The organism is Holophaga foetida DSM 6591, assembly GCF_000242615.2.
Classification (GTDB): domain Bacteria; phylum Acidobacteriota; class Holophagae; order Holophagales; family Holophagaceae; genus Holophaga; species Holophaga foetida.
Genome location: NZ_KI912268.1, coordinates 931,483 through 956,236, shown reverse-complemented (window position 1 = coordinate 956,236; position 24,754 = coordinate 931,483). Strand labels below are relative to the sequence as shown.

26 protein-coding genes are annotated in these 24,754 nt (G+C 62.7%); 12 read left to right on the top strand and 14 right to left on the bottom strand.

What is annotated here, in order from left to right:
• Positions 1 to 87: 87 nt before the first annotated feature.
• Positions 88 to 1,536, top strand: coding sequence for an SDR family oxidoreductase (locus HOLFODRAFT_RS0204160; RefSeq protein ID WP_005032406.1), 1,449 nt, complete (start codon positions 88 to 90; stop codon positions 1,534 to 1,536).
• Between the two features lie 15 nt (positions 1,537 to 1,551).
• On the opposite strand, the gene HOLFODRAFT_RS0204155 is transcribed toward HOLFODRAFT_RS0204160, so the two are convergent.
• The 7 genes from HOLFODRAFT_RS0204155 to HOLFODRAFT_RS0204125 form a co-directional block, all read right to left on the bottom strand.
• Positions 1,552 to 2,937 (bottom strand): sulfate adenylyltransferase subunit 1, encoded by a 1,386-nt coding sequence (locus tag HOLFODRAFT_RS0204155; RefSeq protein WP_005032408.1) that lies wholly within the window; start codon positions 2,935 to 2,937, stop codon positions 1,552 to 1,554.
• Positions 2,937 to 3,845, bottom strand: a complete 909-nt coding sequence (gene cysD / locus HOLFODRAFT_RS0204150) for a sulfate adenylyltransferase subunit CysD (protein WP_005032410.1) — start codon at positions 3,843 to 3,845, stop codon at positions 2,937 to 2,939. The genes HOLFODRAFT_RS0204155 and cysD overlap by 1 nt, the downstream gene beginning before the upstream one ends.
• Positions 3,846 to 4,136: 291 nt before the next feature.
• Entirely contained in the window at positions 4,137 to 4,823 is a 687-nt protein-coding gene (locus HOLFODRAFT_RS0204145) for a phosphoadenylyl-sulfate reductase (RefSeq protein ID WP_005032414.1), read from the bottom strand.
• Positions 4,823 to 5,911 carry a sulfate/molybdate ABC transporter ATP-binding protein gene (locus tag HOLFODRAFT_RS0204140; protein WP_005032416.1) on the bottom strand — a complete coding sequence of 363 codons (1,089 nt, stop codon included), beginning with the start codon at positions 5,909 to 5,911 and terminating at the stop codon, positions 4,823 to 4,825. Before HOLFODRAFT_RS0204140 ends, HOLFODRAFT_RS0204145 begins: the two co-directional genes overlap by 1 nt.
• A complete protein-coding gene (cysW, locus tag HOLFODRAFT_RS0204135; RefSeq protein WP_005032418.1) occupies positions 5,908 to 6,756 on the bottom strand; it encodes a sulfate ABC transporter permease subunit CysW in 849 nt (282 codons plus the stop codon). The genes HOLFODRAFT_RS0204140 and cysW overlap by 4 nt, the downstream gene beginning before the upstream one ends.
• 229 nt (positions 6,757 to 6,985) lie before the next feature.
• On the bottom strand, positions 6,986 to 7,807 hold the full coding sequence (gene cysT / locus HOLFODRAFT_RS0204130; RefSeq protein WP_005032419.1) for a sulfate ABC transporter permease subunit CysT: 822 nt from the start codon (positions 7,805 to 7,807) through the stop codon (positions 6,986 to 6,988).
• Positions 7,808 to 7,814: 7 nt separating this feature from the next.
• Entirely contained in the window at positions 7,815 to 8,813 is a 999-nt protein-coding gene (locus tag HOLFODRAFT_RS0204125) for a sulfate ABC transporter substrate-binding protein (protein ID WP_005032421.1), read from the bottom strand.
• A 345-nt stretch (positions 8,814 to 9,158) separates the two neighbouring features.
• On the opposite strand from HOLFODRAFT_RS0204125, the gene HOLFODRAFT_RS19225 reads away from it, so the two are divergent.
• Complete coding sequence (locus HOLFODRAFT_RS19225; protein WP_005032423.1) at positions 9,159 to 9,770, top strand: biotin synthase BioB; 612 nt, start codon at positions 9,159 to 9,161, stop codon at positions 9,768 to 9,770.
• Positions 9,767 to 10,321, top strand: a complete 555-nt coding sequence (locus tag HOLFODRAFT_RS0204115) for an HD domain-containing protein (RefSeq protein ID WP_005032427.1) — start codon at positions 9,767 to 9,769, stop codon at positions 10,319 to 10,321. Before HOLFODRAFT_RS19225 ends, HOLFODRAFT_RS0204115 begins: the two co-directional genes overlap by 4 nt.
• Before the next feature lie 18 nt (positions 10,322 to 10,339).
• Here HOLFODRAFT_RS0204115 and HOLFODRAFT_RS0204110 read toward each other — a convergent pair whose 3' ends face one another.
• The gene (locus HOLFODRAFT_RS0204110) at positions 10,340 to 10,831 is read right to left on the bottom strand and encodes a uroporphyrinogen decarboxylase/cobalamine-independent methonine synthase family protein (RefSeq protein ID WP_005032429.1); all 492 of its coding nucleotides are present in this window, start codon (positions 10,829 to 10,831) and stop codon (positions 10,340 to 10,342) included.
• Between the two features lie 80 nt (positions 10,832 to 10,911).
• The gene (locus HOLFODRAFT_RS22575; protein WP_005032432.1) at positions 10,912 to 11,427 is read right to left on the bottom strand and encodes a GNAT family N-acetyltransferase; all 516 of its coding nucleotides are present in this window, start codon (positions 11,425 to 11,427) and stop codon (positions 10,912 to 10,914) included.
• 320 nt (positions 11,428 to 11,747) lie between these two features.
• Here HOLFODRAFT_RS22575 and HOLFODRAFT_RS24975 point away from each other — a divergent pair, with 320 nt between their 5' ends.
• Positions 11,748 to 12,023: a hypothetical protein gene (locus HOLFODRAFT_RS24975; protein ID WP_005032434.1), complete on the top strand. Its 276-nt coding sequence runs from the start codon at positions 11,748 to 11,750 to the stop codon at positions 12,021 to 12,023.
• On the opposite strand, the gene HOLFODRAFT_RS25740 is transcribed toward HOLFODRAFT_RS24975, so the two are convergent.
• The gene (locus HOLFODRAFT_RS25740) at positions 11,965 to 12,282 is read right to left on the bottom strand and encodes a hypothetical protein (RefSeq protein WP_425280008.1); all 318 of its coding nucleotides are present in this window, start codon (positions 12,280 to 12,282) and stop codon (positions 11,965 to 11,967) included. The genes HOLFODRAFT_RS24975 and HOLFODRAFT_RS25740 overlap by 59 nt on opposite strands.
• 191 nt (positions 12,283 to 12,473) lie before the next feature.
• On the opposite strand from HOLFODRAFT_RS25740, the gene HOLFODRAFT_RS0204090 reads away from it, so the two are divergent.
• Complete coding sequence (locus HOLFODRAFT_RS0204090) at positions 12,474 to 13,529, top strand: sugar ABC transporter substrate-binding protein (protein WP_158412911.1); 1,056 nt, start codon at positions 12,474 to 12,476, stop codon at positions 13,527 to 13,529.
• Entirely contained in the window at positions 13,526 to 16,255 is a 2,730-nt protein-coding gene (locus HOLFODRAFT_RS22570; RefSeq protein ID WP_005032439.1) for an ATP-binding protein, read from the top strand. Before HOLFODRAFT_RS0204090 ends, HOLFODRAFT_RS22570 begins: the two co-directional genes overlap by 4 nt.
• 313 nt (positions 16,256 to 16,568) lie before the next feature.
• Here the strand turns inward: HOLFODRAFT_RS22570 and HOLFODRAFT_RS0204080 are convergent, their stop codons facing one another.
• The 4 genes from HOLFODRAFT_RS0204080 to HOLFODRAFT_RS0204065 form a co-directional block, all read right to left on the bottom strand.
• Complete coding sequence (locus tag HOLFODRAFT_RS0204080) at positions 16,569 to 16,751, bottom strand: hypothetical protein (protein ID WP_005032443.1); 183 nt, start codon at positions 16,749 to 16,751, stop codon at positions 16,569 to 16,571.
• A 124-nt stretch (positions 16,752 to 16,875) separates the two neighbouring features.
• On the bottom strand, positions 16,876 to 18,246 hold the full coding sequence (locus HOLFODRAFT_RS0204075; RefSeq protein ID WP_005032445.1) for a uroporphyrinogen decarboxylase family protein: 1,371 nt from the start codon (positions 18,244 to 18,246) through the stop codon (positions 16,876 to 16,878).
• Positions 18,247 to 18,274: 28 nt separating this feature from the next.
• The gene (locus tag HOLFODRAFT_RS0204070; RefSeq protein ID WP_148300352.1) at positions 18,275 to 19,507 is read right to left on the bottom strand and encodes an MFS transporter; all 1,233 of its coding nucleotides are present in this window, start codon (positions 19,505 to 19,507) and stop codon (positions 18,275 to 18,277) included.
• Between the two features lie 998 nt (positions 19,508 to 20,505).
• Positions 20,506 to 21,363, bottom strand: coding sequence for an IclR family transcriptional regulator (locus tag HOLFODRAFT_RS0204065; protein WP_244432600.1), 858 nt, complete (start codon positions 21,361 to 21,363; stop codon positions 20,506 to 20,508).
• A gap of 174 nt (positions 21,364 to 21,537) precedes the next feature.
• Between HOLFODRAFT_RS0204065 and HOLFODRAFT_RS19210 the strand changes: the two genes are divergently transcribed.
• Genes HOLFODRAFT_RS19210 through HOLFODRAFT_RS0204035 form a run of 6 tightly spaced genes read left to right on the top strand, consistent with a single transcriptional unit; the run spans position 21,538 to position 24,749 of the window.
• A complete protein-coding gene (locus HOLFODRAFT_RS19210; protein WP_158412910.1) occupies positions 21,538 to 21,906 on the top strand; it encodes an ArsR/SmtB family transcription factor in 369 nt (122 codons plus the stop codon).
• On the top strand, positions 21,899 to 22,984 hold the full coding sequence (locus tag HOLFODRAFT_RS0204055) for a permease (RefSeq protein WP_005032453.1): 1,086 nt from the start codon (positions 21,899 to 21,901) through the stop codon (positions 22,982 to 22,984). Before HOLFODRAFT_RS19210 ends, HOLFODRAFT_RS0204055 begins: the two co-directional genes overlap by 8 nt.
• 8 nt (positions 22,985 to 22,992) lie before the next feature.
• Entirely contained in the window at positions 22,993 to 23,226 is a 234-nt protein-coding gene (locus HOLFODRAFT_RS0204050) for a thioredoxin family protein (protein WP_005032455.1), read from the top strand.
• Between the two features lie 24 nt (positions 23,227 to 23,250).
• Positions 23,251 to 23,637 (top strand): TlpA family protein disulfide reductase, encoded by a 387-nt coding sequence (locus HOLFODRAFT_RS0204045; RefSeq protein ID WP_005032457.1) that lies wholly within the window; start codon positions 23,251 to 23,253, stop codon positions 23,635 to 23,637.
• Complete coding sequence (locus HOLFODRAFT_RS19205; RefSeq protein WP_005032459.1) at positions 23,637 to 24,347, top strand: cytochrome c biogenesis CcdA family protein; 711 nt, start codon at positions 23,637 to 23,639, stop codon at positions 24,345 to 24,347. Before HOLFODRAFT_RS0204045 ends, HOLFODRAFT_RS19205 begins: the two co-directional genes overlap by 1 nt.
• Positions 24,348 to 24,380: 33 nt before the next feature.
• Positions 24,381 to 24,749, top strand: coding sequence for a putative zinc-binding protein (locus HOLFODRAFT_RS0204035; protein WP_005032461.1), 369 nt, complete (start codon positions 24,381 to 24,383; stop codon positions 24,747 to 24,749).
• Positions 24,750 to 24,754 lie beyond the last annotated feature (5 nt).

Genomic DNA, 24,754 nt, shown 5'->3' with positions numbered 1-24,754 from the left:
TCTAACGGGTATTTCATGCCGGGGCCTCCCAACTCCTGGGTGGGTGTACCATCCAGCCACGCGCGACGACCGGCGGGGAGGTGGCCTATGAGCGTCGGAGGCTTGGTGCTGCTTACGGGCGCCACGGGTTATGTCGGCGGCCGTCTGCTGACGAAGCTGAAGGAGCTGGGGGTGCCGGTGCGATGTCTGGCGCGGCGTCCGGAGGCGCTGCGGGGCACCTGTGAAGTGGTCATGGGGGATGTGCTGGACCCGGATTCTCTGCCGCCTGCCCTGGCGGGGGTCGATACGGCCTACTACCTCGTTCACTCCATGGCGGCGGACCGCGACTTCGAGGAGCAGGATCGCCTGGCGGCGGCCAACTTCGCCAGGGCGGCCCAGGCCGCCGGGGTGCGCCGGATCATCTACCTGGGAGGCCTCGGAGAGGCGGCCGATACCCTCTCCAAGCACCTTCGCAGCCGTCAGGAGACCGGCGGGATCCTGAGGGCGAACCATCCCCAGGTGATCGAGTTTCGGGCCAGCATCGTGATCGGTTCCGGAAGTCTCTCCTTCGAGATGCTGAGGTCCCTGGTGGAGCGGCTGCCGGTGATGATCTGCCCCAGATGGGTGAGAGTTCTGGCCCAGCCCATCGCCGTGGAGGACTTGATTACGTACCTGGTGGAGGCCTTGTCCCTGCCGGAGGGACCTTCCCGGACCTTCGAGATCGGCGGTCCGGAGGCGGTTTCCTACGGCCAGCTGATGGAGGAATACGCGCGTCAGCGGGGACTGCGTCGCTGGATGATCCCGGTGCCCCTTCTGACCCCGTACCTGTCCAGCCTTTGGCTGGGCCTGGTGACCCCTCTTTACGCTCGGGTGGGACGCAAGCTGGTGGAAAGCCTCCGCAATCCGACCGTGGTCACCAACGACCTGGCCGCCCGGACCTTTGACCTCCGGCCAAGGTCCGTATCCCAGGCCCTGGCCCGGGCCCTGGTCAATGAAGACCGGGCCTTTGCGGAAACCCGATGGTCCGATGCCCTGTCCTCCGGAAGTCACCCCCCCGCCTGGGGCGGGATCTCCTTCGGTTCGCGGCTGGTGGACTCCCGTGCGGTCTCTCTGCATGTTGCTCCCGAACAAGCCTTCGCCCCTGTCGGGCGGATCGGTGGGGATACCGGCTGGTACTTCGCCTCCTGGCTCTGGCGGCTCAGAGGCTTCCTGGACCTGCTGGTGGGCGGGGTGGGCGTGCGGCGGGGACGCCGGGATCCCGAGAACCTGCGGGAAGGGGACGCCCTGGACTTCTGGCGGGTTGAGTGTTTTGAACGGCCCCGCCTGCTGCGCCTTCGCGCGGAAATGAAGCTGCCGGGCCGGGCCTGGCTGGAGTTCGAGGTGACCGGGGAGGGGCTTCACAGCACCCTCCGCCAGACCGCCCTCTTCGATCCCCGGGGACTGGGGGGTCTCCTCTACTGGTACGGCATCTACCCGGTGCACCGGCTGGTGTTCTGGGGCATGCTCCGGAACCTCGCCAGGGCGGCCCGGGCCGAAGCACCGGCCCCGAAGGGGTGACGCCGCCCCAAGGCCTCAAAGGTATTCAGGCCCCAGCACCAGGCCCGCCGCCACGGTGTTGTGGGTGGCTTCATCGATGAGGATGAAGGAGCCACCGCTGCGCAGGACCGTGTGGGCGTCCGGGGCGATGGGCCCCTGGAGCTTGAGGGTGACCGTGACGATATCGTTCATGGCCACATCCTCCACCGGCACGGGTTCCAGGGCCTCCAGATCGAGACGGCTTTCGATCTCCCCCACCTTGGCCCGGACTTCCCGGGTGCCGTGGCGCAGGACCAGGCGGCCCGTGCTGCTGAGGGGCTTTTCGCCCAGCCAGGCCAGGGTGGCGGTGAGGGATCGGGTGGGCACCGGGGCGTGCTCGGCGGAGGCGATGAGATCGCCCCGGCTGATATCCACTTCGTCCTCCAGGAGGAGGGTCACGCTCTGACCCGCCACGGCCTCCGGCAGTTCCTTCCCGTAGAGCTCGATACGGCGGACTCTGGAGCGGGCCCCCGAGGGCTGCACCGTGATGGCGTCGCCGGGCTTGATGCGCCCGCTCTCCACCCGGCCCTGGTAGCCCCGGTAGTCGATGAGCTCCTCGGTGCGGGGGCGGCAGACCAGCTGGACCGGGAAGCGGAAGGGCTGGTCCTGCTCGGAGGAGTCCAGCTCGATGCTCTCCAGGAGTTCCATCAGGGTGGGGCCTTGGTACCAGTCCAGGCGCTCTCCCCGGTCCACCACCATGTCTCCCTTGAGGGCAGACAGGGGGATGAAATGAAGCTGGGGAATGCCCAGCTTGCTGGCGAAGGCTCCCACCTGGGCCTGGATGGTGCTGAAGACGGCCTGATTGTAGTCCACCAGATCCATCTTGTTCACGGCCACCACAATGTGGCGCAGTCCCATGAGGTGGGCCAGGGTCGTGTGGCGGCGGGTCTGGGGCAGCACCCCCTTGCGGGCATCGATGAGGACGATGGCGAGGTCGGCGGTGGAGGCCCCGGTGACCATGTTGCGGGTGTACTGCTCGTGGCCCGGGGCGTCCGCCAGGATGTACTTGCGGGTGCCGGTGCTGAAGTAGCGGTAGGCCACGTCGATGGTGATGCCCTGCTCCCGCTCGGCGGAAAGGCCATCCGTCAGGAGGCTCAGGTCCACTTCCTCCAGGCCGCGCTTGCGGCTGCTCTTGGCGAGGGCATCCATGGCGTCCGCCAGGATGGCCTTGCTGTCATAGAGGAGGCGGCCGATGAGGGTGGACTTGCCGTCGTCCACGCTGCCGCAGGTGATGAAGCGAAGAAGACCGTTGTCGGGAATTCCACCACCAAGACTCGAAGGCACAAAGGAATCACCAAGAAAAGCCTCTTTGTCTTTCTCTTGTTCCTTTCTTGGTGCTCCTTCGTGCCCTTGGTGCCTTTGTGGTGTAATTTGCTTTTCCATCAGAAGTACCCCTCTTTCTTCCGCTGTTCCATGGATGCCTCGCTGGTCTGGTCATCCAGGCGGGTGGCACCCCGCTCGGTGATCTCAGTGGTGGCGGTTTCCTTGATGATGTCTTCCACCGTTCTTGCCTCGCTGAGCACCGGTGCCGTGCAGCTGATGTCGCCCACGGTGCGGAAGCGCACGCTGCGGCGCACCGAGCTCTTCCCGGCGGGGATGGGGGTCAGGTCCGTCACCGGCAGCAGGGCGCCCCCCGGCAGTTCCACCACTTCCCGTTCGTGGGCGAAGTAGATCTCCGGCAGCTCCAGGCCCTCTTCGGCGATGTACTGCCAGACATCCAGCTCGGTCCAGTTGGAGATGGGGAAGGCCCGCATGTGCTCGCCCTTGTGGATGCGGGCGTTGTAGAGGTTCCAGAGCTCGGGCCGCTGGTTCTTGGGGTCCCACTGGCCGAACTCGTCCCGGAAGCTGAAGACCCGTTCCTTGGCCCGGGCCTTTTCCTCGTCCCGGCGGGCTCCGCCGATGAGGGCGTCGAACTCGAACTCCTCCACGGTGTCCAGCAGGGTCACGCTCTGGTGCCGGTTGCGGCTCTCGGTGGCACTGCGCAGGACGATGCGGCCCTTGGCGATGCTCTCATCCAGGGTGCGGACGATGAGCTTCTCCCCCAGCTCCGCCGCCCGGCGGTCCCGGAAGTCAATGACCTCGGCGTAGTTGTGGCCGGTGTCGATGTGGACCAGGGGAAAGGGGAACCTGCCGGGCCGGAAGGCCTTCTCCGCCAGGCGCAGGAGTACCACGCTGTCCTTGCCGCCGCTGAAGAGCAGGGCCGGGTTGGCGCATTGCCCCGCCACCTCCCGCAGGATGTGGATGGCCTCGCCCTCCAGGCGTTCCAGGTGGGTGAGTAATCGATTGGTCATGGGAACTCCGGGGCGCGCAATTAAAAGGAAAAAGAAGGGTTGGCCGAGGATGAATAGGATGAACGCGGATGGGACACCGCCGACTCCGGCATGCTGGCCAGGTTCTGGAGGGGCGCGACACGGGGACACGCGAGCGTGTCTCCCGTGCCGTGACCCTCCAGAACGCGCTCGGCTTTGCCGGGCGCCCCCGCGGAGCGGGGCCAGCCAGCCTGCCGTGTCTGGGCCATCAAATGTCCCTGATCGTCTTTATCTGCGTTCATCCCATTCATCCGCGGCTGATTGCTTTTGCTTTTACGAGCGCCGGTGCAGCCCGCACTCTTTGTGCTCGGGGTTCTCCCACCACCAGCGCCCGGACCTGAGATCCTCGCCGGGTTGGACGGCCCGGGTGCAGGGGGCGCATCCGATGGAGGGGAAGCCCTGGTCGTGGAGGCTGTTGGTGGGGAGCTTGTGCTCGCGGATGTACTCCCAGACCTGCTCCTCGCTCCAGTCCACCAGGGGGTTGAGCTTGAGGATGCCGCCGTGGGCCCCGTCCCGGTCCACCATGGCCAGCTCGATGCGGGTCTGGGACTGGGCGCGGCGCTGGCCCGTGATCCAGGCCTCGACACCCTCCAGCGCGCGGCCCAGGGGCTCCACCTTGCGCACGTAGCAGCAGGCCTTGCGGGCCTCCACGGACTCATAGAAGGAGTTGGGCCCCGATTCCGTCAGCAGACGCTCCAGGGGGCCGGCCTGGGGAGCGTAGACCTCGAAGGTGCGCCGGTAGCGAAGTCGGGTCCGCTCGATCAGATCGTAGGTCTCCTGGTGGAGCCGTCCCGTGTCCAGAATGAAGACCCGGGCCTTGGGGTCGTTAGCCAGCAGGAGATCCAGGAGCACCATGTCCTCGGCGCCGAAGCTGGAGGCAAAGGTGAGCTTCTGCCCGAAGTGCCCGACGGCCCAGGAGAGCAGGCTCTCGGCGGTGTCGAATGTCGGAAGTTGACTCATCAGATCCCCCAGGTTCCGGTGGCTTCGGTGGGCTGGTCCAGGAAGACCTTGGCCTGGCGAGGCGTTACGAAGACCACTTCCCCCAGGGTCAGGCGCAGGGCGCGCAGGCGCTCGAGGGGCAGGGCCGCTTCCAGGTCGCGTCCGGCCTGGTGGTCCCGGAGCTGGACCCGGGCCAGGGGGCCGAAGCTGTGGATGGAGGTGATCTCTGCCACCAGGGCCCCCGGCTCGGGCTCCCGGCTGAGCTCGACATCGTGGGGCCGCACGAAGGCGACGGCGGGGGCGTTCTCTGCGCCCTCATGCCCCGGCGCCGGGAGGCTGACGCCCGCCAGTTCCGCCTGGCCCTGGTGGACCCGGCCATGGAAGAGGTTCACATCCCCCAGGAAGTGGAACACGAAGGGATTGGCGGGGTGCTCGTAGACCTCCTCGGGGGTCCCTTCCTGCTCAAGGCGGCCCTGATGGAGGACCGCGATGCGGTCCGCGACCTCCAGGGCCTCTTCCTGGTCGTGGGTCACGAAGAGGGAGGTGATGCCGGTGTCGTCATGGAGCTTGCGAAGCCAGCGCCGCAGTTCCGCCCGCACCTTGGCGTCCAGGGCGCCGAAGGGCTCGTCCAGGAGCAGCACCTCGGGCTCCACCGCCAGGGCCCGGGCCAGGGCCACGCGCTGGCGCTGGCCGCCGGAGAGCTGGTGGGGGTAGCGGTCCGCCACCCAGTCGAGCTGCACCAGGGAGAGCAGCTCCCGCACCCGATCCGAGATGTCCTTTTTGGAGGGGCGCTGGGCCCTGGGGCGGACCTGGAGCCCGAAGGCCACGTTCTCGAAGATGGTCATGTGGCGGAAGAGGGCGTAGTGCTGGAAGACGAAACCGACCCGGCGCTTGTCCAGGGGGTCCTGGGTCGTGTCGCGGCCATTGAGGATCACAGTTCCCGCATCCGCCTGCTCCAGGTCAGCGATGATGCGCAGGATGGTGGTCTTGCCCGATCCCGAGGGGCCCAGGAGGGCCACCAGTTGCCCCGTCTCGACCTTGAGGTTCAGGTTCTCCAGGATTGTGTGCTGGCCGAAGCGCTTGTGGAGGTTCGCAATCTCGATGCTCATGAGGGGATCTCCAGGGCTCGTCGGGCCGCGGCGCGGATGCGCCATTCCAGAAGGGATTTCAAAAGCAGGGTCACCAGGGCCGTGAGGGTCAGGAGCGAGGCGCAGGCGAAGGCGGCGGTGAACTGATACTCGTTGTAGAGGATCTCGACGTGCAGGGGCAGGGTGTTGGTTTCGCCCCGGATGTGGCCCGAAACCACCGAGACGGCGCCGAATTCCCCCAGGGCCCGGGCGGAGCAGAGGACGATGCCCGAGAAGAGGGCCCAGCGGATGTTGGGGAGCGTGATTCGCCAGAAGGTGCGCCAAGAGGAGGCCCCCAGCATGCGGGCGGCTTCTTCCTCCTCGGTGCCCTGGGCCTGGAGGGTGGGCAGGATCTCCCGGGCCACGAAGGGCAGGCTGACGAAGGTGGTCGCCAGGATGATGCCCGGCAGGGCGAAGACGATGCGGATGTCCCGAGCGTCCAGCCAGGGGCCGAACCAGCCCTGGGCGCCGAAGAGGAGGACAAAGATGAGGCCCGCCACCACCGGCGACACCACGAAAGGGATATCCAGGAGGGTGGTGAGGAAGCCCTTGCCCCGGAATCGGAAGCGGGCCAGGAGCCAGGCCGCGGCTAGGCCGAAGACCGTATTGAGCACCACGGCCACGGTGGCGGCCACCAGGCTCAGGCGGATGGCCGCCCAGGCCTCGGGTTCCTGGAAGGCTGCGAAGTAGAGGGCCAGACCATCCTTGAGGGCCTGGTGAAAGACCGCCACCAGGGGCGCCACCAGGGCCACCGCCAGGAAGGCCAGGGCCACCAGGGTCAGGAGCAGCCTGACCCAGAAGGGTTCACGGACAGAGGCGGCGGACATCTAGGAACTCCAGGGGGAGGGGCGCAACTGAGTCAACGCGGAGGGCGCGGAGGAAAGAAAAGAGAGGGCGCAGAGAAAAACAGGAAAGAAGGGTGAGGGGCACTGGAAGAAGTAGGCCGGTCGGCGGTGAAGACGGTCGGAGGCCCTGGGCTCCTCCTGCTTTTCCTCAGCGCCCTTGTTTTTCCATCTCTGCGCCCTCTGCGTTGACTCTTTTGAAGCCTGCCCCCGACTACCCATGGTTCACCTTCCGGGAGATGCGGCGCTGCAGGAGGTTGATGCCCAGGAGCAGGACGAAGGAGATCAGCAGCATCACCACGGCGATGGCGGTGGCCTGGGCATACTCGTACTGCTCCAGTTTGGTGATGATCAGCAGCGGGGTGATCTCGGTCCGCATGGGCATGTTGCCGCTGATGAAGACCACGCTGCCGTATTCCCCGATGCCCCGGGCAAAGGCCAGGGCGAAGCCCGTCAGGAGGGCCGGGCCCAGTTCGGGAAAGACTACCCGGCTCAGGGTCTGCCAGCGGGAAGCCCCCAGGGTGGCGGCGGCTTCCTCCAGCTCGGTGCCCAACTCCTCCAGTACGGGCTGGAGGGTGCGGACCACGAAGGGCAGGCCGATGAAGAGCAGGGCGATGCTGATGCCCAGGGGGGTATAGGCCACCTTGAAGGGCAGCAGATGCCCGAACCAGCCCTCGGGAGCATAGAGCTTGGTGAGGGCGATGCCGGCCACAGCTGTGGGCAGGGCGAAAGGGAGGTCGATCACCGCGTCCACGAGGCGTTTACCCGGGAAGGGGTAGCGCACCAGGACCCAGGCCACCAACAGGCCCAGCAGGGCGTTCACCACAGCCGCCGCGAAGGCGGTGCCGAAGCTGATGCGGTAGGAGGCCAGGACCCGGGGCGAGGTGACGGTTTCCCAGAAGACGCGCCAGGAGAGGCTGAAGGTCTTGGCCCCCAGGGCGGCGAGGGGCAGGGCCACCATCAGGCTAAGGTAGGCCATGGTGATGCCCAGGCTGATTCCGAAACCGGGGCTGCGGCTGGAACTGGATCGACTCATGGTTTCCTCAGCGGGGCTGGTAGATCTGGTCGAAGACGCCGCCATCGGTGAAATGGGTCTTCTGGGCCTTCTGCCAGCCCCCGAAGACTTCATCGATGGTGAAGAGATTCAGCTTGGGGAAGGACTTGGCATAGGCCTTGGCAACTGACGCTTCCCGGGGGCGGTAGTAGTGCTTGGCGCCGATGGCCTGGGCCTCTTTGGTGTAGAGGAAGTCCAGGTAAGCCTTGGCTTCTGCTGCGGTGCCGTGGCGCTGGACGTTGCGGTCCACCACCGCCACCGGGGGCTCGGCCAGGATGCTCACCGAAGGGGCCACGATCTGGAACTTGTCCTTGCCTAGTTCCTTCTCGGCCAGGAATGCCTCGTTCTCCCAGGCCAGGAGCACATCCCCCAGGCCACGCTCCACAAAGGTCGTGGTGGCACCCCGGGCTCCGGAATCCAGGACCGGCACGTGCCTGAAGAGTTCCTGGACATAGGCCCGGGCCTTGGACGGGTCACCGTGGTTGGCCCGCAGGGCGTAGCCCCAGGCCGCCAGGTAGTTCCAGCGGGCGCCGCCGGATGTCTTGGGATTGGGGGTGATCACGGAGACACCAGGCTTGATGAGATCATTCCAATCCTTGATGCCTTTGGGGTTGCCCTTTCGAACCAGGAAGACGATGGTGCTGGTGAAGGGGGTGCTGTTGTAGGGCAGGCGCTTCTGCCAGTCGGCGGGAAGGAGGCGGCCCTTCTCCGCCAGGGCATCGATGTCATAGGCCAGGGCGAGGGTCACCACATCGGCCTGGAGGCCGTCCAGCACGGAGCGGGCCTGTTTGCCGCTGCCTCCGTGACTCTGGCTGATGGCCAGGTCCACACCGCTGCGGGCCTTGTGCTGGCGGGTGAAGACCTGGTTGATGTCCTGGTAGAGCTCCCGGGTGGGGTCATAGGAGACATTGAGAAGCTTCTTGGGGCTTCCGGCGAAGAGGCCCAGGGAAAGGGTGGCGGCGAGGGCGGTGAGGGCAAAGCGCTTCATGGCAGGAGTCTTTCAAAAATGGGAATAGACGGGGAGCTGTCCACGGATCGTGGAGCTTGGCTTCGATGGGTTCGGGAGGGGGAGGCTTCAGCGACAGCTTCGACAGCGTCGTGAGGGACGTCGGGGGCAGGTGGGATCGGGTCGGAGTCGCATGGTGTCTCTGGTGTGATTCTTACCAACAGAGTAAGAAGCATGGGAAATTATTAAGTCCCCACGAGGCTAAGTCAAGCATAAAATTTGACTATACAACATGTTTAATTGTAGTAATTGCGTTGGTATTTGTGGGTTTGTTGAGGTGTATTTCTTACTTTTTTTGTTAACATTGTCCAGGCCTGAGGGGGAATGATGGAACGCGACGAGATCCTGGGGTGGTTGAAGGAGTTGGATGAATCCCGGCTGGAGGCCCTCTGGGCTCAGGCTGATGCGGTCCGGGAGGCCCGTGTGGGGCCCGAGGTGCACTTCCGGGGGCTCATCGAGATCTCCAACCACTGCGTGCGCCACTGTCAGTACTGCGGCATCAGCGCCACGGCTGCGGGCATCCGCCGCTACCGCATGACTGAAGAGGAGATCCTGGCCTGCGCGGAGGAGGCCAAGGCCTACAGCTATGGAACCGTGGTTGTCCAGGCCGGGGAGGATCCGGGGCTCACCCAGGCCTTCATCGCTCAGCTTGTGGGCCGGATCAAGGAGCGTACGGGGCTGGCGGTCACCCTCAGTCTGGGCGAGCGCGAAGACGACGAGTTGCGCTCCTGGAAGGCTGCGGGGGCAGACCGCTACCTGCTGCGCTTTGAGAGTTCTGACCCTGAGCTCTACCGTCGCATCCATCCCTCCCGTCCGGGCGGATCCACCGCATTGGGCGGATACCGGGGAAGGGGACTGGAGGCAGGACATTTGCTGTCAAAAAGCTGTGATCCTGGTGCGGCAGGGAGGATGATGGGGGAAACAGGGGATCGGCCATGACGACAGGAAATGCCCCAGGGATTGCCGGGGAACTATTCAGGGTGCTCGCCTTCGCGGCGGATAAGCACCGCAACCAGCGGCGCAAGGATGCCGAGGCCTCTCCCTACATCAACCATCCCATCGCCCTGGCCAACCTGCTGACCAACGAGGGGGGCGTCGAGGAGCTCGAAGTCCTATGCGCGGCGGTGCTGCACGACACCATTGAGGACACCCAGACCACGCCCGAGGAGCTGGAGCAGGTGTTCGGACCCCGGATCGCCTCTATCGTCCTGGAGGTCACGGATGATAAGTCCTTGGAAAAGCACGTCCGGAAACAGTTGCAGGTCGAGCATGCCCCTCACTGTTCCCGGGAGGCCAAGCTTGTGAAGCTGGCCGATAAGATCTGCAACCTCCGGGACATGCTGGCCTCGGCCCCGGCTGGCTGGTCCATCGAGCGCAAGCTGGACTACTTCGATTGGGCGGCCCGGGTCGTGGCGGGCCTCAGGGGCACCCATGGGGGGCTGGAGGCGATGTTTGATGAGGTCTACGCCCGCCGCATGGATGTGGCCTGAGGCCCTGGGCCCTGGGGGCTACTTGAGGAAGGTGGGCTCGCCGATGATGATGCGCCGGGCCTTGTCGTGGTTGGTCTTCAATTCAGTGCCGATGTAGACCTGCTGGATGCCCGGGATCTCGACTTCGATTTCCTTGGTCTCGCCGGGGCTCAGGGTTTCGCTCGAAAGTACGACCCCGTTGTACTTCTCAGCCCGGATCTGGAACTGGAGCTCGGCCTTGATGTCAGGGTCTGCATAAAGGGTGGCCTTGAGGCGGGAGAACTTGCCCTTGGGTTTGAGGTAGGCGGCGAAGTAGGCCATCTCCAAGGGCTTCTCGTTGGTGATACCCCAGCCGAAGGTCCGGCTGCCGATGTTGAGGACCTTTCTGTCCAGGGTGAGCATGGTGCCGTAATAGTCCGCGTACTGGGTCCTGGCCTTCACGGGCAGCACTGTCGGCGCCTTTTTGGGGGCGGCCTGCAGCCCGAGGCTGGCCATCGTCAGGCAGATCGTCATGGGTAGAATCCAGCGCATGGATGCCTCCGTCTCTGTTTTGAACAGGATTGAAGGCTGATTCTACACGGAGAATGACCTTGGGCGGAACCGCAGGGGAATCAGGATGACGGAAGGGGATACTCGGTGGCATTGGCGGCGTCTGTGGTGAACGGGGGGACTGGGCGCAGGAACATCCTGATGGCTTCTGACTCCGGGAGACCGGCCGTGGGCCTGAAACCCAGGGTGCGGTAGAGCGCCATGGCCACAGCATTGTCGGGGTGGACGTTCAGGGTGATCTCGTCCGGTCGGTGCCCATGGATCGCCTGCTGGATCAGTCTCCGGCAGAGGATGAGCCCAAGACCATGACCGCGATGGTCAGGCGAAACGATGATGCGGGCCAAGTGGATGTTCCGGCCCCGGCGCAAGGCCTGGCCGAATCCAACAACCTCACGGTTCGCATCGACAAGAGAACGGGTGTTGTCCGGAGATGCTTCGATTTCCACCCAGATGGACTTGGGATTGCCAGGGAAGGCCAGGGATGGCCCGCCCCATCGTTGCAGGAGGTCCGCAGTTCCGGCCCAGGGCAGGACGATTTCCAGGTCATCAGGGTGCGCCGGGCGGAGTGTGTAGTCCATGGTGATTACAGGTTAACCGGCACGTAGGCGGCCTCCGTCACGGAATAGGACATGCAGAACCGTCCGTGGATGATGGGGTGAACGCGACTCAAAGCAGTTCACCTGGGCACCTGGGACTGGTTCTCAATCCACGTTCACCTTGTTCATCCGCGGCTACCATGCATTTCCCGTCGGCGGCCCTGCTTGGCGAGGTGTGGATTCAGGGGGATTTGTATTGGTATTATCATCCGCTCTTATGGGTATTCGATAAAAAAAGCTTGAATTGTTTTCGACAAGTGTTATCCATGTATGAGAACAAAAAACTACAGACGGGTGGACCCATGCTTCAGTCGCTGAACCGAGATTCTTTTTGCGAAGAGGTTCAAAGCTGCGCGCGCTGCAAGGCGATCAGCCTCGGGGGCGGTGCGACGCGATTCGTCACGGTTCACTACAAGCGGAACAAGGTCGGCGAACCCACGGAGATCGTGGATATGTGGGAGTCCGACGAGGCCTTGCCCTTCTGTCCTCCCGGTTTCGCGGAAGCCGTGGTGGAGCCTGTCAGTGAATCCTCGGATACGCTCTCGATCCTGTGGCAGCACGTGCCAGGGGGGCATTAGGAATCGAGGCCTTCGAAGAGGCCCACTGGGCGCCCGATAGGGTGATCCGCTTCCGGGGTGCGGGCCTGCCCCTCCTCCTGCCTGACCAGGGATCCCGCGCGTATCCCCAGAAGGCGCGGCTTCCGGTCCAGATGTTGAAACTGTCCAGCTTCGCGGTGGCTTTGGGACCGATTCCATTGATGGCGGAGCAGGAAAGCCCCGTCGCCTCCCGCACAGTGGCCTTGATCCTTTCCGCCAGTTCACGGGTCTCGCTTGGCACCTCCGTCAAGTCGATGTAGATCTCGTCGATGCCCGGTTGAATCCTCGCTGGAAATTGACTCCGGTATGCCGATGGCCGATGCAGATGGTCGGAAACGCCCTGCAAGGACTTCGTGTCAGGGGCCTCGGCTCTGCCGGGGAGGAGGTGCCATCATCAGTGCTCATCGCCGATTGATATGGATCACCGGGGCAGTGCTCCTCCTTGCAATCATGGCCCTGCTGGCTGTCTCTACGGCGGTGTGGCGGAGCTCTGCCTCCCGCATCGCGAGACCGGCGGTACCAGTAGCAGGTACCGGACCATTTGATCCGGCCCGAGAGGCCGATGCCATCCAGTCCGCTCTCCTCTCGGGCCGTTTTGAGCCCTTGCCCAAGCGGGCCAGGAACTATCGGATCGGAGTGATCATGAAGTTCCTCGGGAACCACTATTGGCAGTTGCTGGCCGCAGGGATGCAGTCCCGGGCCGACGAACTCGGCGTAAGGCTGGACATTCGGGCACCCAGCACGGAGTCGGATACATCAGGGCAGCTGGAGCTTTTCGAAGGCATGCTTTATCGGAATTACGATGCCTACCTCGTCTCCCCTCAGACGGATCTCAATCTCCGGTCGGCACTGCTCCAGGCCAGAAGCCGCGGGCAGATGGTGTTGAACGTCAACGACGCAGTCCTTTACGAGGCGGAGCATTGGATTGGCCCCAATCAATACGAGAATGGGGTCCGGGTTGCCCAGCACCTCAAGGCGATCATGCCGGAAGGGGGGGAAGTGGCCGTGATCATGGGCCTGGCTGGGAGTTACGCTGTCATCAACCGCACCGCTGGGTTCGTCGATACCCTGGAGGGCTCGCCATTCACGGTGGTGGCCAAGGAGGGGGCGGACTGGGACCTCCACCGGGCTCTCCAGGTTTCATCCGGCATCCTGGACCGCTATCCCAGGCTGCGGGCCTTCTACTGCAACAACGACATCATGGCCTTTGGCGTCGTGGAGGCCGTAAAGCGGAGGAACAAGCTGGGCAAGGTGCTGGTCTTTGGCACCGATGGCATCCCGGCTGCCTATGACTCTATCCGAAGGGGAGAACTTGCAGGCACCGTCGACTCCTTCCCGCAGGAGACCGGACGCATTGCGATGGAGGTGGCGGTGCGTCTGCTGGAGGGGCAGAAGCTCCCCCGCGTCATCTTCAGTCCCCAGGCTCTGATCACCCGCGAAACCCTGAACAGGGCCGATGCGTTGCCCAGGGGGAATGAGGCCAGATGAGACTCCGCTCAATCCGCACCCGCCTGCTGGTGGCGTTTCTGATGCTGCTGATCATCCCTTCGGGGCTGATCAGCCTCATTGTGGGGCGGGTGGGGCAGCATGACCTGCGGGAGCAGGTGAAGCGGAGGTTGAACTCGGCGGTCTGCTCGCGCAAGGCTTCGGTGGAGATGTGGGTCAAGAATCGGGAGCGGGATCTGGCCGCACTGCTTAGCTTTCCTGCGATCCGGGAAGATATGGCGACCGCCCTCGGGAGCCTGAGTCCGGAAAACGCTGCAGGGAATCCCCTGCAGACGCAGTTGCGCGACTACGCCCGGGCAAGTGGGCGAATCGACGAAATCTTCCTCCTGAACGCCCGAGGCTGGGTGGTGGCCTCAAGCGATCCCAATATCCTGGGCGAATTTCGGGGGCTGCAGGCCTATTTCACGGAGGGGTGCAGGCAGGCCGGCGCCCACGTGGTGACCTTTTCCTATTCCTCGGTTACGGAAGGCGCCAGCGCGTTGATTATTGTGATTCCGATCCGGAATGCGCGTGGTGAGAGCGTTGGCGTGTTGGCGAGCCAGACCCGCCTAGCCCAGCTCAGCGAGATCCTGAAAACCCCCCTCGGGCTGGGCAGGACCGCGGAAACCTATCTGGTGGGGGCCAACCATGTCCTCCTGACCGAGACGAGCACGCCTGGTTACGACCCCGGTGGAACCTATATCTCCACCATGGCGGTGAATGCCGCCATCGAAGGCCATGGAAGCGGCGACGGCATCTACACGAACTATTCGGGGGACCGGGTGATCGGGGTCTACTCGTGGATTCCGCAACTGAAGGTTGGGCTGGTGGGTGAGCAGGCCATCTCCGAGGCCTTCCAGCCCATCCGGCGGCTCATGTGGTTTTCGGCTCTGGTGACGGTGGTGGCCATCCTGGCCGCGGTGCTGGCCTCGGTGTTCCTCGCCCGGAGCATCACCCGCCCGCTGGAGCATCTCGTGGATACGGCTACCCGCATTGCCGACGGTGAACTTGATCTGACGGCGCGCGTGGAGCGCATGGATGAGGTGGGCACGCTTGCATCCACCTTCAACGCCATGACCGAGCAGCTGCGTGCCATGCTTGCGAGGCTCGAAGAGCGGGTCGATGATCTCCGGGCCACGGAAACCAAACTGTCATCAGCCTTGGGCTATCTCCAGAACCTGCTGGACGCGGCCACCCTGGTGAGCATTGTGATGACGGATTCCCGCGGCGTGATCCAGGTTTTCAACCGGGGGGCCGAGAGGATCCTGGGCTGGACGAGTGCTGAAGTGGTCGGCAAGGAAACCCCTCTCCTCTGGCATGACCTCGACGAGGTCGAGGAGAGGAGGAAGGGCATGGTTGCTGCCGGCTTGGCATTCGATGACTCCCTGTCTGTGTTCGCGAACATGGCCAGGGAGAACCAGATGGAGATGGTCCGCTGGCAGTGGATCACCAGGAAAGGAGATCGACGGCTGGTGGAGATGGTCCTCACCCCCGTGGATGTCCCGGGAGGCCACTTCCAGGGCTGCCTCGGCATCGCCGTGGATATCACCGAACAGGTGGCCGCCGAAGAATCCCTGCGGGTCCAGGAGGAGCAGCTGCGCCAGAGCCAGAAGATGGACGCCATCGGGCAGCTGGCCGGTGGCGTGGCCCACGATTTCAACAACATGCTGGCGGGCATCCTGGGCTCGGCGGAGCTTCTCGCGGAGGAGCTCCCGGAGGATGCTCCCCATAGGGCCCTGGTGAAGACCATCATCCAGGCCAGCGAACGGGCGGCGGAGCTCACCTCCAAGCTCCTGGCCTTCAGTCGCAAAGGCAAGCTGGTGTCCACAGCCCTGGATCTCCATCGCATCATCCAGGACACCTTGGGGCTTCTGTCCAGGAGCGTCGACAAGCGGATCGAGATCAGGCAGGCGCTCAATGCCAGGAATCCACAGGTGGTGGGAGACCCTTCCCAGCTGGAGAACGCCCTGCTCAATCTCTGCATCAACGCCAGGGATGCCATGCCGGAGGGGGGCGTCCTGACGGTCGAGACCGAAGATGTGCGACTCCGGGAACCCTTGTCGGATCCCGTGGGATTTCATATCGAGGCTGGTGCCTACGTCCGCCTCTCCGTCCGGGATACGGGCCACGGCATCCCCCCTGAGATCCGTGCTCGGATCTTCGAACCCTTTTTCACCACCAAGGCCGAGGGCAGGGGCACAGGTCTTGGTCTCGCCGCGGTGTACGGCATCGTGAAGTCCCATCGGGGGGCCCTTCAGGTGGAATCGGAACCTGGCCAGGGCAGTGCTTTCAACATCCTCCTGCCCCTGGACGAGGTGCCCAGGCCGGAGCCTGTTCATGAGTCCGTCCGGGAACAGCATCGGGGCGAAGGCACCATCCTCGTCATCGATGATGAGGACATGATCCGAAGCACGACCGCCCGCATCCTGGGCTCCATGGGATATCGGATTCTCCAGGCCGTCGATGGCGCGGAAGGGATACGGGTTTTTGAGGCACATCACCAGGAGATCAGGCTTGTTCTCCTGGATATGGTCATGCCCGGCCTCTCAGGCCGTGAAACCTTCCAGCGTCTCCGGAGCCTGGATCCGGAGGTGCGGGTCATCGCGGCTTCCGGTTTCGCCAATGATCAGTCCGTGAACGATATGCTTGCGGGAGGGCTCATGGGTTTCCTGCACAAGCCGTTTGGCATGAAGAGCCTAGTGGAGGCGATCCGCCAGGCTCTTGTGTGAAGGGGACGGTCATCATGGCTCCGTCCCTTCCCCTCCGGCCAGGGGGGGCCCACACTTGGCGCAGGAGGCTGAAATCGCCACGCGGACGCCAGCCTTGTTGAAACAAGGACTGGGATCAGATCTTCCTGAAAATTCCGGGGAACCCCTTTCCTCCGGGGCGCATGAACTGGGTAAGGTGGCCGTGTTCCTACTTCTCCTGGGGGCATTGGCAAGTGCCCTCGCAAGAATCGTCTGGTGAGGGGGCGGGTTGGGTTGAAAGACGAAAGGGGGCCAGAAATGGCCCCCTTTCCGTCGTCCAAGGCTTGTGGTGGGCCTACCTGATTGTGTTCAGGGCCCTCTCCTCAGTCCGCTCCCACCACCCATCGTCCCCCAAGCAGTCAAGGACCGCTTCTGCGGCGTGTTTCAGCTTGAACTCGTTCGAGCCATCAAGGTCACTCGACCTGGAGGCAAGTGTTGCTGCGATCTGAAGCACTTTCAGCTTCTCAGATCTATCCATGGGATCTCCCTGTCTGACTGGACTGACATCCCCATGATAGGCCCCACCCCGGAGAGGGGGTGGGGCTTGTTGTCAAACTTGGATTTTGCGGCTGCCTGGATGGCGCGCCAGGATCTCTGGCGGGTCAGAAGACCCAGTTCCAGAGCCAGGTAAAGGCCATATCCTCGATCGATTCCCAGGGCTTCTGGATGAGTTGCTCGTCACCAGGGATCCCGCCGAACTCGGCTTTCTTGACGGACCACGGCGTCAGCATGCCCTTGTCCCCCATCTCCGGTGCACCCTTGAGAACGGGTAGGGGCTCCATCGGCTTGGGTTTGAGGTTCCGGTCGTACCAGCCGTACTTCATGGCCGCATCGACCATGGCCTTGTAGTTCTCGGGCTTGGTGTTGGAGGGGATGTAGCAGCTCCCGCTCAGGATATAGCCTCCACCGGGCATGCACTCTTCGCAGAGCCGCTTCACCCGCGCATCCATTTCCTCGGGGGTGCCGAGGATGAACTGAGTGCTGGCGATACCGCCAGCCAGGCACATGTGGTGGCCGATCTCCTTCTTGGCCTTGAAGATGTTGTCGGCCGGGTCGTCAATGTCCAGGAGGATGCTCCCCTTGGGCAGTTCCAGGAAGTGGTGCCAGTGGGCCGACCAATCCCCCTCCAGGTAGCAGCGGACCTTGTGGCCAGCTTCGATGACCCCCAGGAGAGTCTTCTTGAAGGAAGGCCAGTAGAACGTGTCGAACTGCTTGGGCGACATGAAGGTCGGCTTGTGGGTCGGCACGAAGATCGGATAGCGACGGAAGGGGTCTGCCGTCGCCAGGGCGAAGCGGATCATGATGGGAGTCATGATTTCGCAGGCCTCAAGGAGCTTGTCCGGATTGCGCCGGGTGTCCTTCAGGATGCCCACCATGCCCCGCATGACATCCCCCAGGGCATCGAGGGGCGCAAGGAAGGCGCCCGTTGCGGGCTGAGGCATGCCGCACTGGGTCTGCAGCTGGATGCTTCGGTTCCGCATGACCTCCCCGAGCTTGGCCTGGGCCAGACCCGCTTTGAGGAAGGCAAAGTGGGAACGGGCGGGATCCTGCCCCATCTCCCCGAAGATCCTCGGGAGGAACTTCTCCATCATGTAGCGAGCCGGAGATGCGATGAAATCGTCGTACTCGTCCGCTCGCATGTATTCGTCCTCCACAAACTGGAGGGCACCATCCAGGGGCAGGTTGCGTCCCGGGAACTTATAGGTCTTGAGGTCCACCGCATCGTAGAGAGGGACCCAGAAACGGTTGTTCCGGAGCACATCCACTTCCGGGAAGTCCCGACAGAATTTTATCTCGCTCGACAGCCACTTGGCCGGGTCGTAGACGACCTCCTGCTTGGTGATTCCGCCGTAAGTTTCTGCGAAGGTGTTGGACCCCACCGCGATGGGCACGCGGTCCACAGGTTCAAGGGCGATGGCCCTCTGGTATCGGCCAAGCCGTTCCTCGAAGAGTTGTTCAGTAGTGAGTTCCATTTCGACTAGACTCCGGGTTTGCGTGGGGCTAGGCGGCCGATTTCTTCTTGAAGAAATCAGTCGTGAAGGTTGCCAGGATGGCCCCGATGATGAGGAAAATCGCGAAGAACATCATGTTGTAGCCCACCGGCAGCTTCTTGGCCACCAGGAAGCCTCCGATCATGGGGCCGATGGTGCCGCCGATACGACCGAGTCCGTAGCACCAGGTTGCGCCGGTTCCACGGAAGGAGGCCGGGTAGGACTGGGTCACGTAGGAGCCCAGGGCTCCGGAACAGCCATGCTGGCAAGCGCCGGTGAAGAAAAGGATGACCGTGAGGAGGTAGGGGTTGTTGATGAATCCGAGGGTCGAGATAAGGACTGCGAGGATCACCCAGCAGACCTGGAGCGTGCGCTTGCCGCCGAACTTGTCCTGAAGCCAGCCGAAGAGGGGGATGCCCAGAATGAATCCCAGGTTCCAGGTCATGGTGAAAAATAGGCCGCCGCGGATGCTGAAGCCCTTCATGGTCATGAGCTTGGGCAGCCATATCAGGACGCCGTAGATGAAGGTGTAGCTGCTCAGGAACATCAGCCAGAAGAGGATGGTGTTCTTGGCGAAGCCATCCTTGAACAGGTTGCTGACGCTGCCCTTGCCGGGATCTTTCTTGGCCAGCTGGTAGTCGTCCTCTTCGGTGGGGGTGAAGGAAGGGTCGATCCGATGAAGGATGTGGCCGATCTGCTTGTTGTGGCCCTTGCGCTTGAGGTAGGCGATGGACTCGGGAAGAAAACTCTGGGCCAGCAGCAGGAAGATGCCGAGGGCGGAGACGTAGAACATGGAACGCCACCCATAGGGGCCGATGAGGGCAATGCCCACAATGGCAGCGATGACCGTTCCGATGGCCATGCCAGAGGTGGCCCACACCGTCACACGGCTGCGGATGGCCTGGGGGGAATACTCCGAGGCGATTACGCCTGCCAGGGGAAACACGCCAGCGAGGGCGAACCCTGCAAAGAACCGCAGAATGGCGAAGACCGTGAAGCTGTGGACGAAGCCACAAGCGGTGGTCAGGATCACGTACATGGCTGTTCCAACCATGATCGAATGCTTCTTGCCGATGGCATCAGCCAGGGGGCCGAAGATCAGAGAACCGAAGATCATTCCGAACATGCCCCAGCTGGCGAGGAGGCCGATCTGGGCGGGGTGTAATTGCCAGTCCTTCATCAGGCTGGGGATGATCAGGCCGAAGATGTTTATATCAAAGCCATCGCAGATGGTGGTCGCCATGCATATGGCAAGGACGGATTTGAAAAAACCGTTGAATTTCGCATTGTCAATAATGTTACCAACAGCAACTTGCCTCATTTTCTGGGTCTCCATATGGGGCGTTCGGATGGTAATTGCTCAGCGATTGGGTTCGGGTCGATGCGTGGGATGGAGGGTCATTCCCTTGCTTATGGATGAGAAAATTCGGCATTGTAAGACCTTGGGATATTAAGTTAGGGCGTATGAGGACGAAGAACTGAAGGCCGACACTGGCGTACAGAGAAACCCCCTTCGGCGAAGTGGCCGGGAGTTGGACGCCCTTTTCCGCTCCCCTTTTTGGTGCCATGGGCTGTGGTCGCGAAGGGGCGGGCTGCTTTGTATTGAACCTACTTGATTACAGGACTGTTCTTTGGAAATTCCACGAAGTCCTTAATGATCTTGAGGCATGTATCGGCACTCATACTGCAGTCAGTAGTCTGGTCGCATGGGTCGCCTCCATGGGGAGCCTTGTTTTTCTGAGCGGAACGGATTCATCCGAACCATTCCTGGCATTGAACCTCACTATCCCTATCTCCCCTTTTCATCAGCCCGGTTATTGCATCGGGCTTGCATTGAGGCAGGAATGGACCCTGCTCGATGGAAATGGGCTACTGCACTGCTAGGCGGTTTTCATGTACCGAATCTAGAACGGGTCGCGCCTGATGGCAATAAGTTTTTTTCCCGCTCTTCGGGCAGGTCTGCCCACTCTTCGGGCACATTGAACGCTGATCACGCTGAAGTCGTGCGGGCCGGGTTGATGTATTTATGGCCAGTCGAGAGCCACGGAGTGCGTTTTTACCCCAGGAGAAGAGCATGTGGGCCGCGGAGACACCTGCGCGGACGCTGCGCACCTCGCGGCACGAAAAGGACCGAGGTAAGGGCTCATCCATCGTCTCGATCGGGTCGACCCGGGGATAGGCTTGGCTAGGCGGGCATGGGTGGACGATTCAGCTTTTCCCGCCGATCCCAATCCATTCGGCTTATGGTTCCCAGCGCAACGACTGAGTGCTCTTCCTGAGGATCTTGACGAGCTGTTCTTCCATGATATGAAAACGCTCTGTTGGCATTGGTATACTTATAGATGCGATTTCGCCACTTGGACCTTTGATCGGTACTGCGATGGCGCTGGTGCCTACCTGGTGCCCGTCATAATCCAGAGCGATCCCCGTGGTTCTGATCTTCCCGAGATCAATCCGTAGGTCATCCCAGTTGGTTATGGTATTTTCCGTGAATCGATTGAGCTTATGTTGAAGGCCCATGGCTTCCAGATCTGTTTCTGGAAGGGCGGCCAGTAGGGCTTTCCCACAGGCTGTTGCGTGGAGTGAAAGGGATGTCCCCATGGTGGTGACGGTCTGTATGGGGTGAATTCCACGAATAAGATCAACAACAACAGCCATTCCGTGTGCTATGACGCATAGATAGACGCTCTCGTCGGTCTTGCTTGCGATTTGCATAAGCATAGGTCGAGCAATTTTTGCGATATCAAAGGGTCGGACATTTTCCGCAAGAAGGGTCAATGTGGGCCCCAGTCGGTACAAACCGCTCGAAGGCGCGGTTATGACCGTATTCTGTTCTTCCAATGTGCCCAGAATCCGCTGAACCGTCGAGCGGGGAAGCTTGGTGTAATTACAGATTTCCCGCAGGGTCAAACCGTCCGGGTGGTGGTGAATTGCCATAAGGATGTCATGTGCCCGGGAGAGAACCCGGGTCTTCTCTTCATTCTGTTTTTCTGGTGCAGGAGCTTTTGGGCTTGTTTTCATTGGATTACTCATCTGAATATCTATTTTGATCCTACAAGATTTTTTACGATTCAGCGGAACAATTTTGAGCGCCTGCAAGGGCGTCCGTACGCGTGTCGGTTCTGAGGTCAATCTGCCCGTATGGGGCGGCGGATGATGTTTTTGTATTTCGAAAATTTCCGATGAGTCTATACTTTCTCTGGTTGAAGGCTATGAAGCCTTCGGGGAAGCCGGAAGAGGTGCGTTGAAATGTTGGACGATCTGAAAACCCTCGTGGAACGACTGAAAGCGGTGTCTCACCCGATTCGTCTGCGGGTACTGGCCCTGCTGCATTCAAGTGAACTGAGCGTGTGCCAGGTGGCGGAAATTCTCCAGGTGCCCCAGTCCTCCGTTTCGGAGGCCCTCCGGGAACTTCGCCGGGCGGGTTTCGTGAGCGAACGCAAGGAGGGGCGCTGGGTATTCGTATCCGTCATCCCAGGATTCGAGGGAGACCCTCTGTTGAAGGGCATCCTCATGGAAGCCCTGCGCCTCCCCGAAGTTGAGGCAGATCGCACCCGCGCTGGCATGGTAAAGGGGCAAGCTATCGCGGTTGTCTGCGGCAAGGTCCAAGCTGCCGAAACCAAGGAGGCGACCCGTGTCTGAGCAGCTTCCCTGCGCATGCTCGCCCCAGGGTGGGTCAGGAAAGCCTGAACACCCCGGATTCTTCAGGAAAGGTGGATGGCTGTGCCTGGCCTTGCCTGCCTGGGTCGTTCTCTACATGGTGATCCATCGCCTCTCCGAATGGATCGCCTTCGGCCTCTTTGGTCTCACCCCCAAGTCCCACCTGGGCGAGGCGGTCGCGTTCTTCTTTTATGACGTGCCCAAGGTGCTGCTTCTGCTCACCCTGGTGGTCTTCATCGTCACCTTTCTCCAGTCCTTCATCAGTCCGATGAAAGTCCGCGATGCCTTGTCCAAGCGTGGGACCGGCCTGGGCAACGCCTTCGCCTCCATCTTCGGCATCCTGACCCCCTTCTGTTCCTGTTCTGCCGTGCCCCTCTTCATCGGCTTCCTGCGGGCCGGGGTCCCCCTGGGGGTGACCTTCAGCTTCCTGGTGGCCGCCCCCATGATCAACGAGGTGGCCCTGGGCATGCTCCTGGCCATGTTCGGGTGGAAGATTGCTCTGATCTATGCGGGCACGGGCCTCGCCATCGCCTTCCTCTCAGGCCTGATCCTGGGGCGCCTCCGCATGGAGGCCCACCTGGAGGGCTGGGTGCAGGATGCCCTCAAGGCCCCAGCCATGGGGGACAGCGAGGAGGAGATACTCACCTTCCCCATGCGCATCGACCAAGCCATCCAGGGGGTGAAGGATATCGTCGGCAAGGTCTGGCCCTTCATTCTTGCGGGCATCGCCGTGGGCGCCCTCATCCATGGTTATGTGCCAGAGTCCTTCATGGCCGGGCTTCTAGGGAAGAAGTCTTGGTATAGCGTTCCCCTGGCCGTCGCTGTCGGGGTTCCCCTCTACTCGAATGCCGCTGGGGTCCTGCCCATCGTGGAGGCCCTGCTGGGCAAGGGTGCCGCTCTGGGTTCCACCCTGGCTTTCATGATGGCTGTCATCGGGCTCTCCCTCCCGGAGACCGTCATTCTCCGGCGCGTCATGCGCCCCAAGCTCATCGCCACCTTCATCGGCGTCGTGGCCCTCGGCATCCTGCTGGTGGGCTACCTCTTCAACGCCCTCTTCTAGGAGAAGCCATGCTCATCGAAGTCTTCGGTCCCGGTTGTGCCAAGTGCGAAACCCTCGCCAAGAACGCCAAGCTCGCCGTGGAGCAGTCCGGCGGCGCCCACGAGATCGTCAAGATCTCCGACTACGCGGCGATGGCCGCCCGGGGAATCCTCTCCACCCCCGCCCTGGCCATAGATGGCAAGCTCCGCATCCAGGGCAAGGCCGCCAGCCCCGACGAGATCCTCAAGCTTCTGCAGGCTTGATCCATACCACTTAGAGGAGTTCCCATGACCTTTCCGCGTCTCAGCGCCCTCGTGCTTGTCGCTTCAACCGCCCTTTCCGCCCAGAATTCGGTGCCCGCCCTCGACCCCGCCGGGCTGCAGCAGGCCCTCAAATCCGGCAAGTGGAGCGTCATCGAGTTCGGCGGCCCCACCTGCATTCCCTGCATGAAGATGCAGCCCATCCTGGGACAGCTCCAGCAGCAGTATGGAAACCGGGCAAACGTCCGGAATTTTTACGTGACCCAGTATCTTGAGGAAGCTCGTAAGCACCGGGTCATGGCCATGCCCACCCAGGTGATCTTCGACGCCAGCGGCAAGGAAGTCCTCCGCCATGTCGGTTTCTGGTCCAAGGACGAGTTCATGGCGGCCCTGGCCAAGGCTGGATTGAAGTAATGGGTGGCCTGGTCGAACGTCTCGCCGATGCGGTCGCCCAGGCCCCGGCCTACCAGCAGCTCGGCATCGTCTTCCTGGGCGGTCTGCTGACTTCGGCCAACCCCTGCGTCCTGGTGGCCGCCCCTCTGGTGGTGGGCTTCACCGGGGGCACCAGTGAGGGTCGCCACCACCCGGTAGTCCTTTCGGGGGTCTTCGTGCTGGGGCTCGCAGCAGCCTTCACGGCCCTGGGCCTTCTGGCGGCCATCTCGGGCTCCCTGCTGGGGGATATCGGCTGGGGCTGGAAGGCCATCCTCGGCCTGGTCCTGCTGGCCATCGGCCTGCACCTGCTCGGACTCTACTCGCTGCCCTTCAAGGCCCATGGCCATCTGCACCGCTTCCAGGGTGCGGGCCTGCTCGGGGCCTTCGCCCTGGGTGGGCTGACGGGCACCCTCTCGGCTCCCTGTGCCACCCCGGCCCTGGCCGCCGTGCTCACCTTGGTGGCCCTCCAGAAGCAGGTCCTCTGGGGCGGCGTGCTGCTCTTCGTCTATGCCCTTGGCCACGTCCTGCTCCTCTTCCTGGCCGGGGCTTCCTCGGGTTGGGCCAGCAAATACGCCCAGAGCCGCTTCTCCCGGGTCCTGGGCCGCTGGCTGCCCAAGGCCATGGGGCTTCTCCTCTGCGGCTGCGCCCTCTGGGTGCTCCTGCTCGCATGGCAGACCCGTTTCCCGGCCTGAGGCTTCCCAGGCCCATCCCCACAAGGAGATCCCATGAAGTGCAACTGCTCTGCATCCTCCAAGCACTTGGTTTTCGCCTGTTCTGGCGCAGCCAACACTGGCTACCTGGCTGATCAGGTGGCCCGCCGTCTCAATCTCCAGGGCGACGCCAAGATGTTCTGTCTGGCGGCCATCGGCGCTGAACTGGAGGGCTACCTCAAGAGCGCCCGGGATTCGGAACTGAACCTTGTGATCGATGGGTGCCCCACCGGCTGCGGGCGCAAGATCTTCGAACGCCTCGGGCTGCCCCACACCTCCTTCGTCCTGACAGAACTGGGCGTGGAGAAGGGGAAGACCTTGATCGACGAAGCGGTCATCGCGGATATGACCCAGCGGATCCAGAAAGAAGTCCCTCAGGTTTGAGCGCC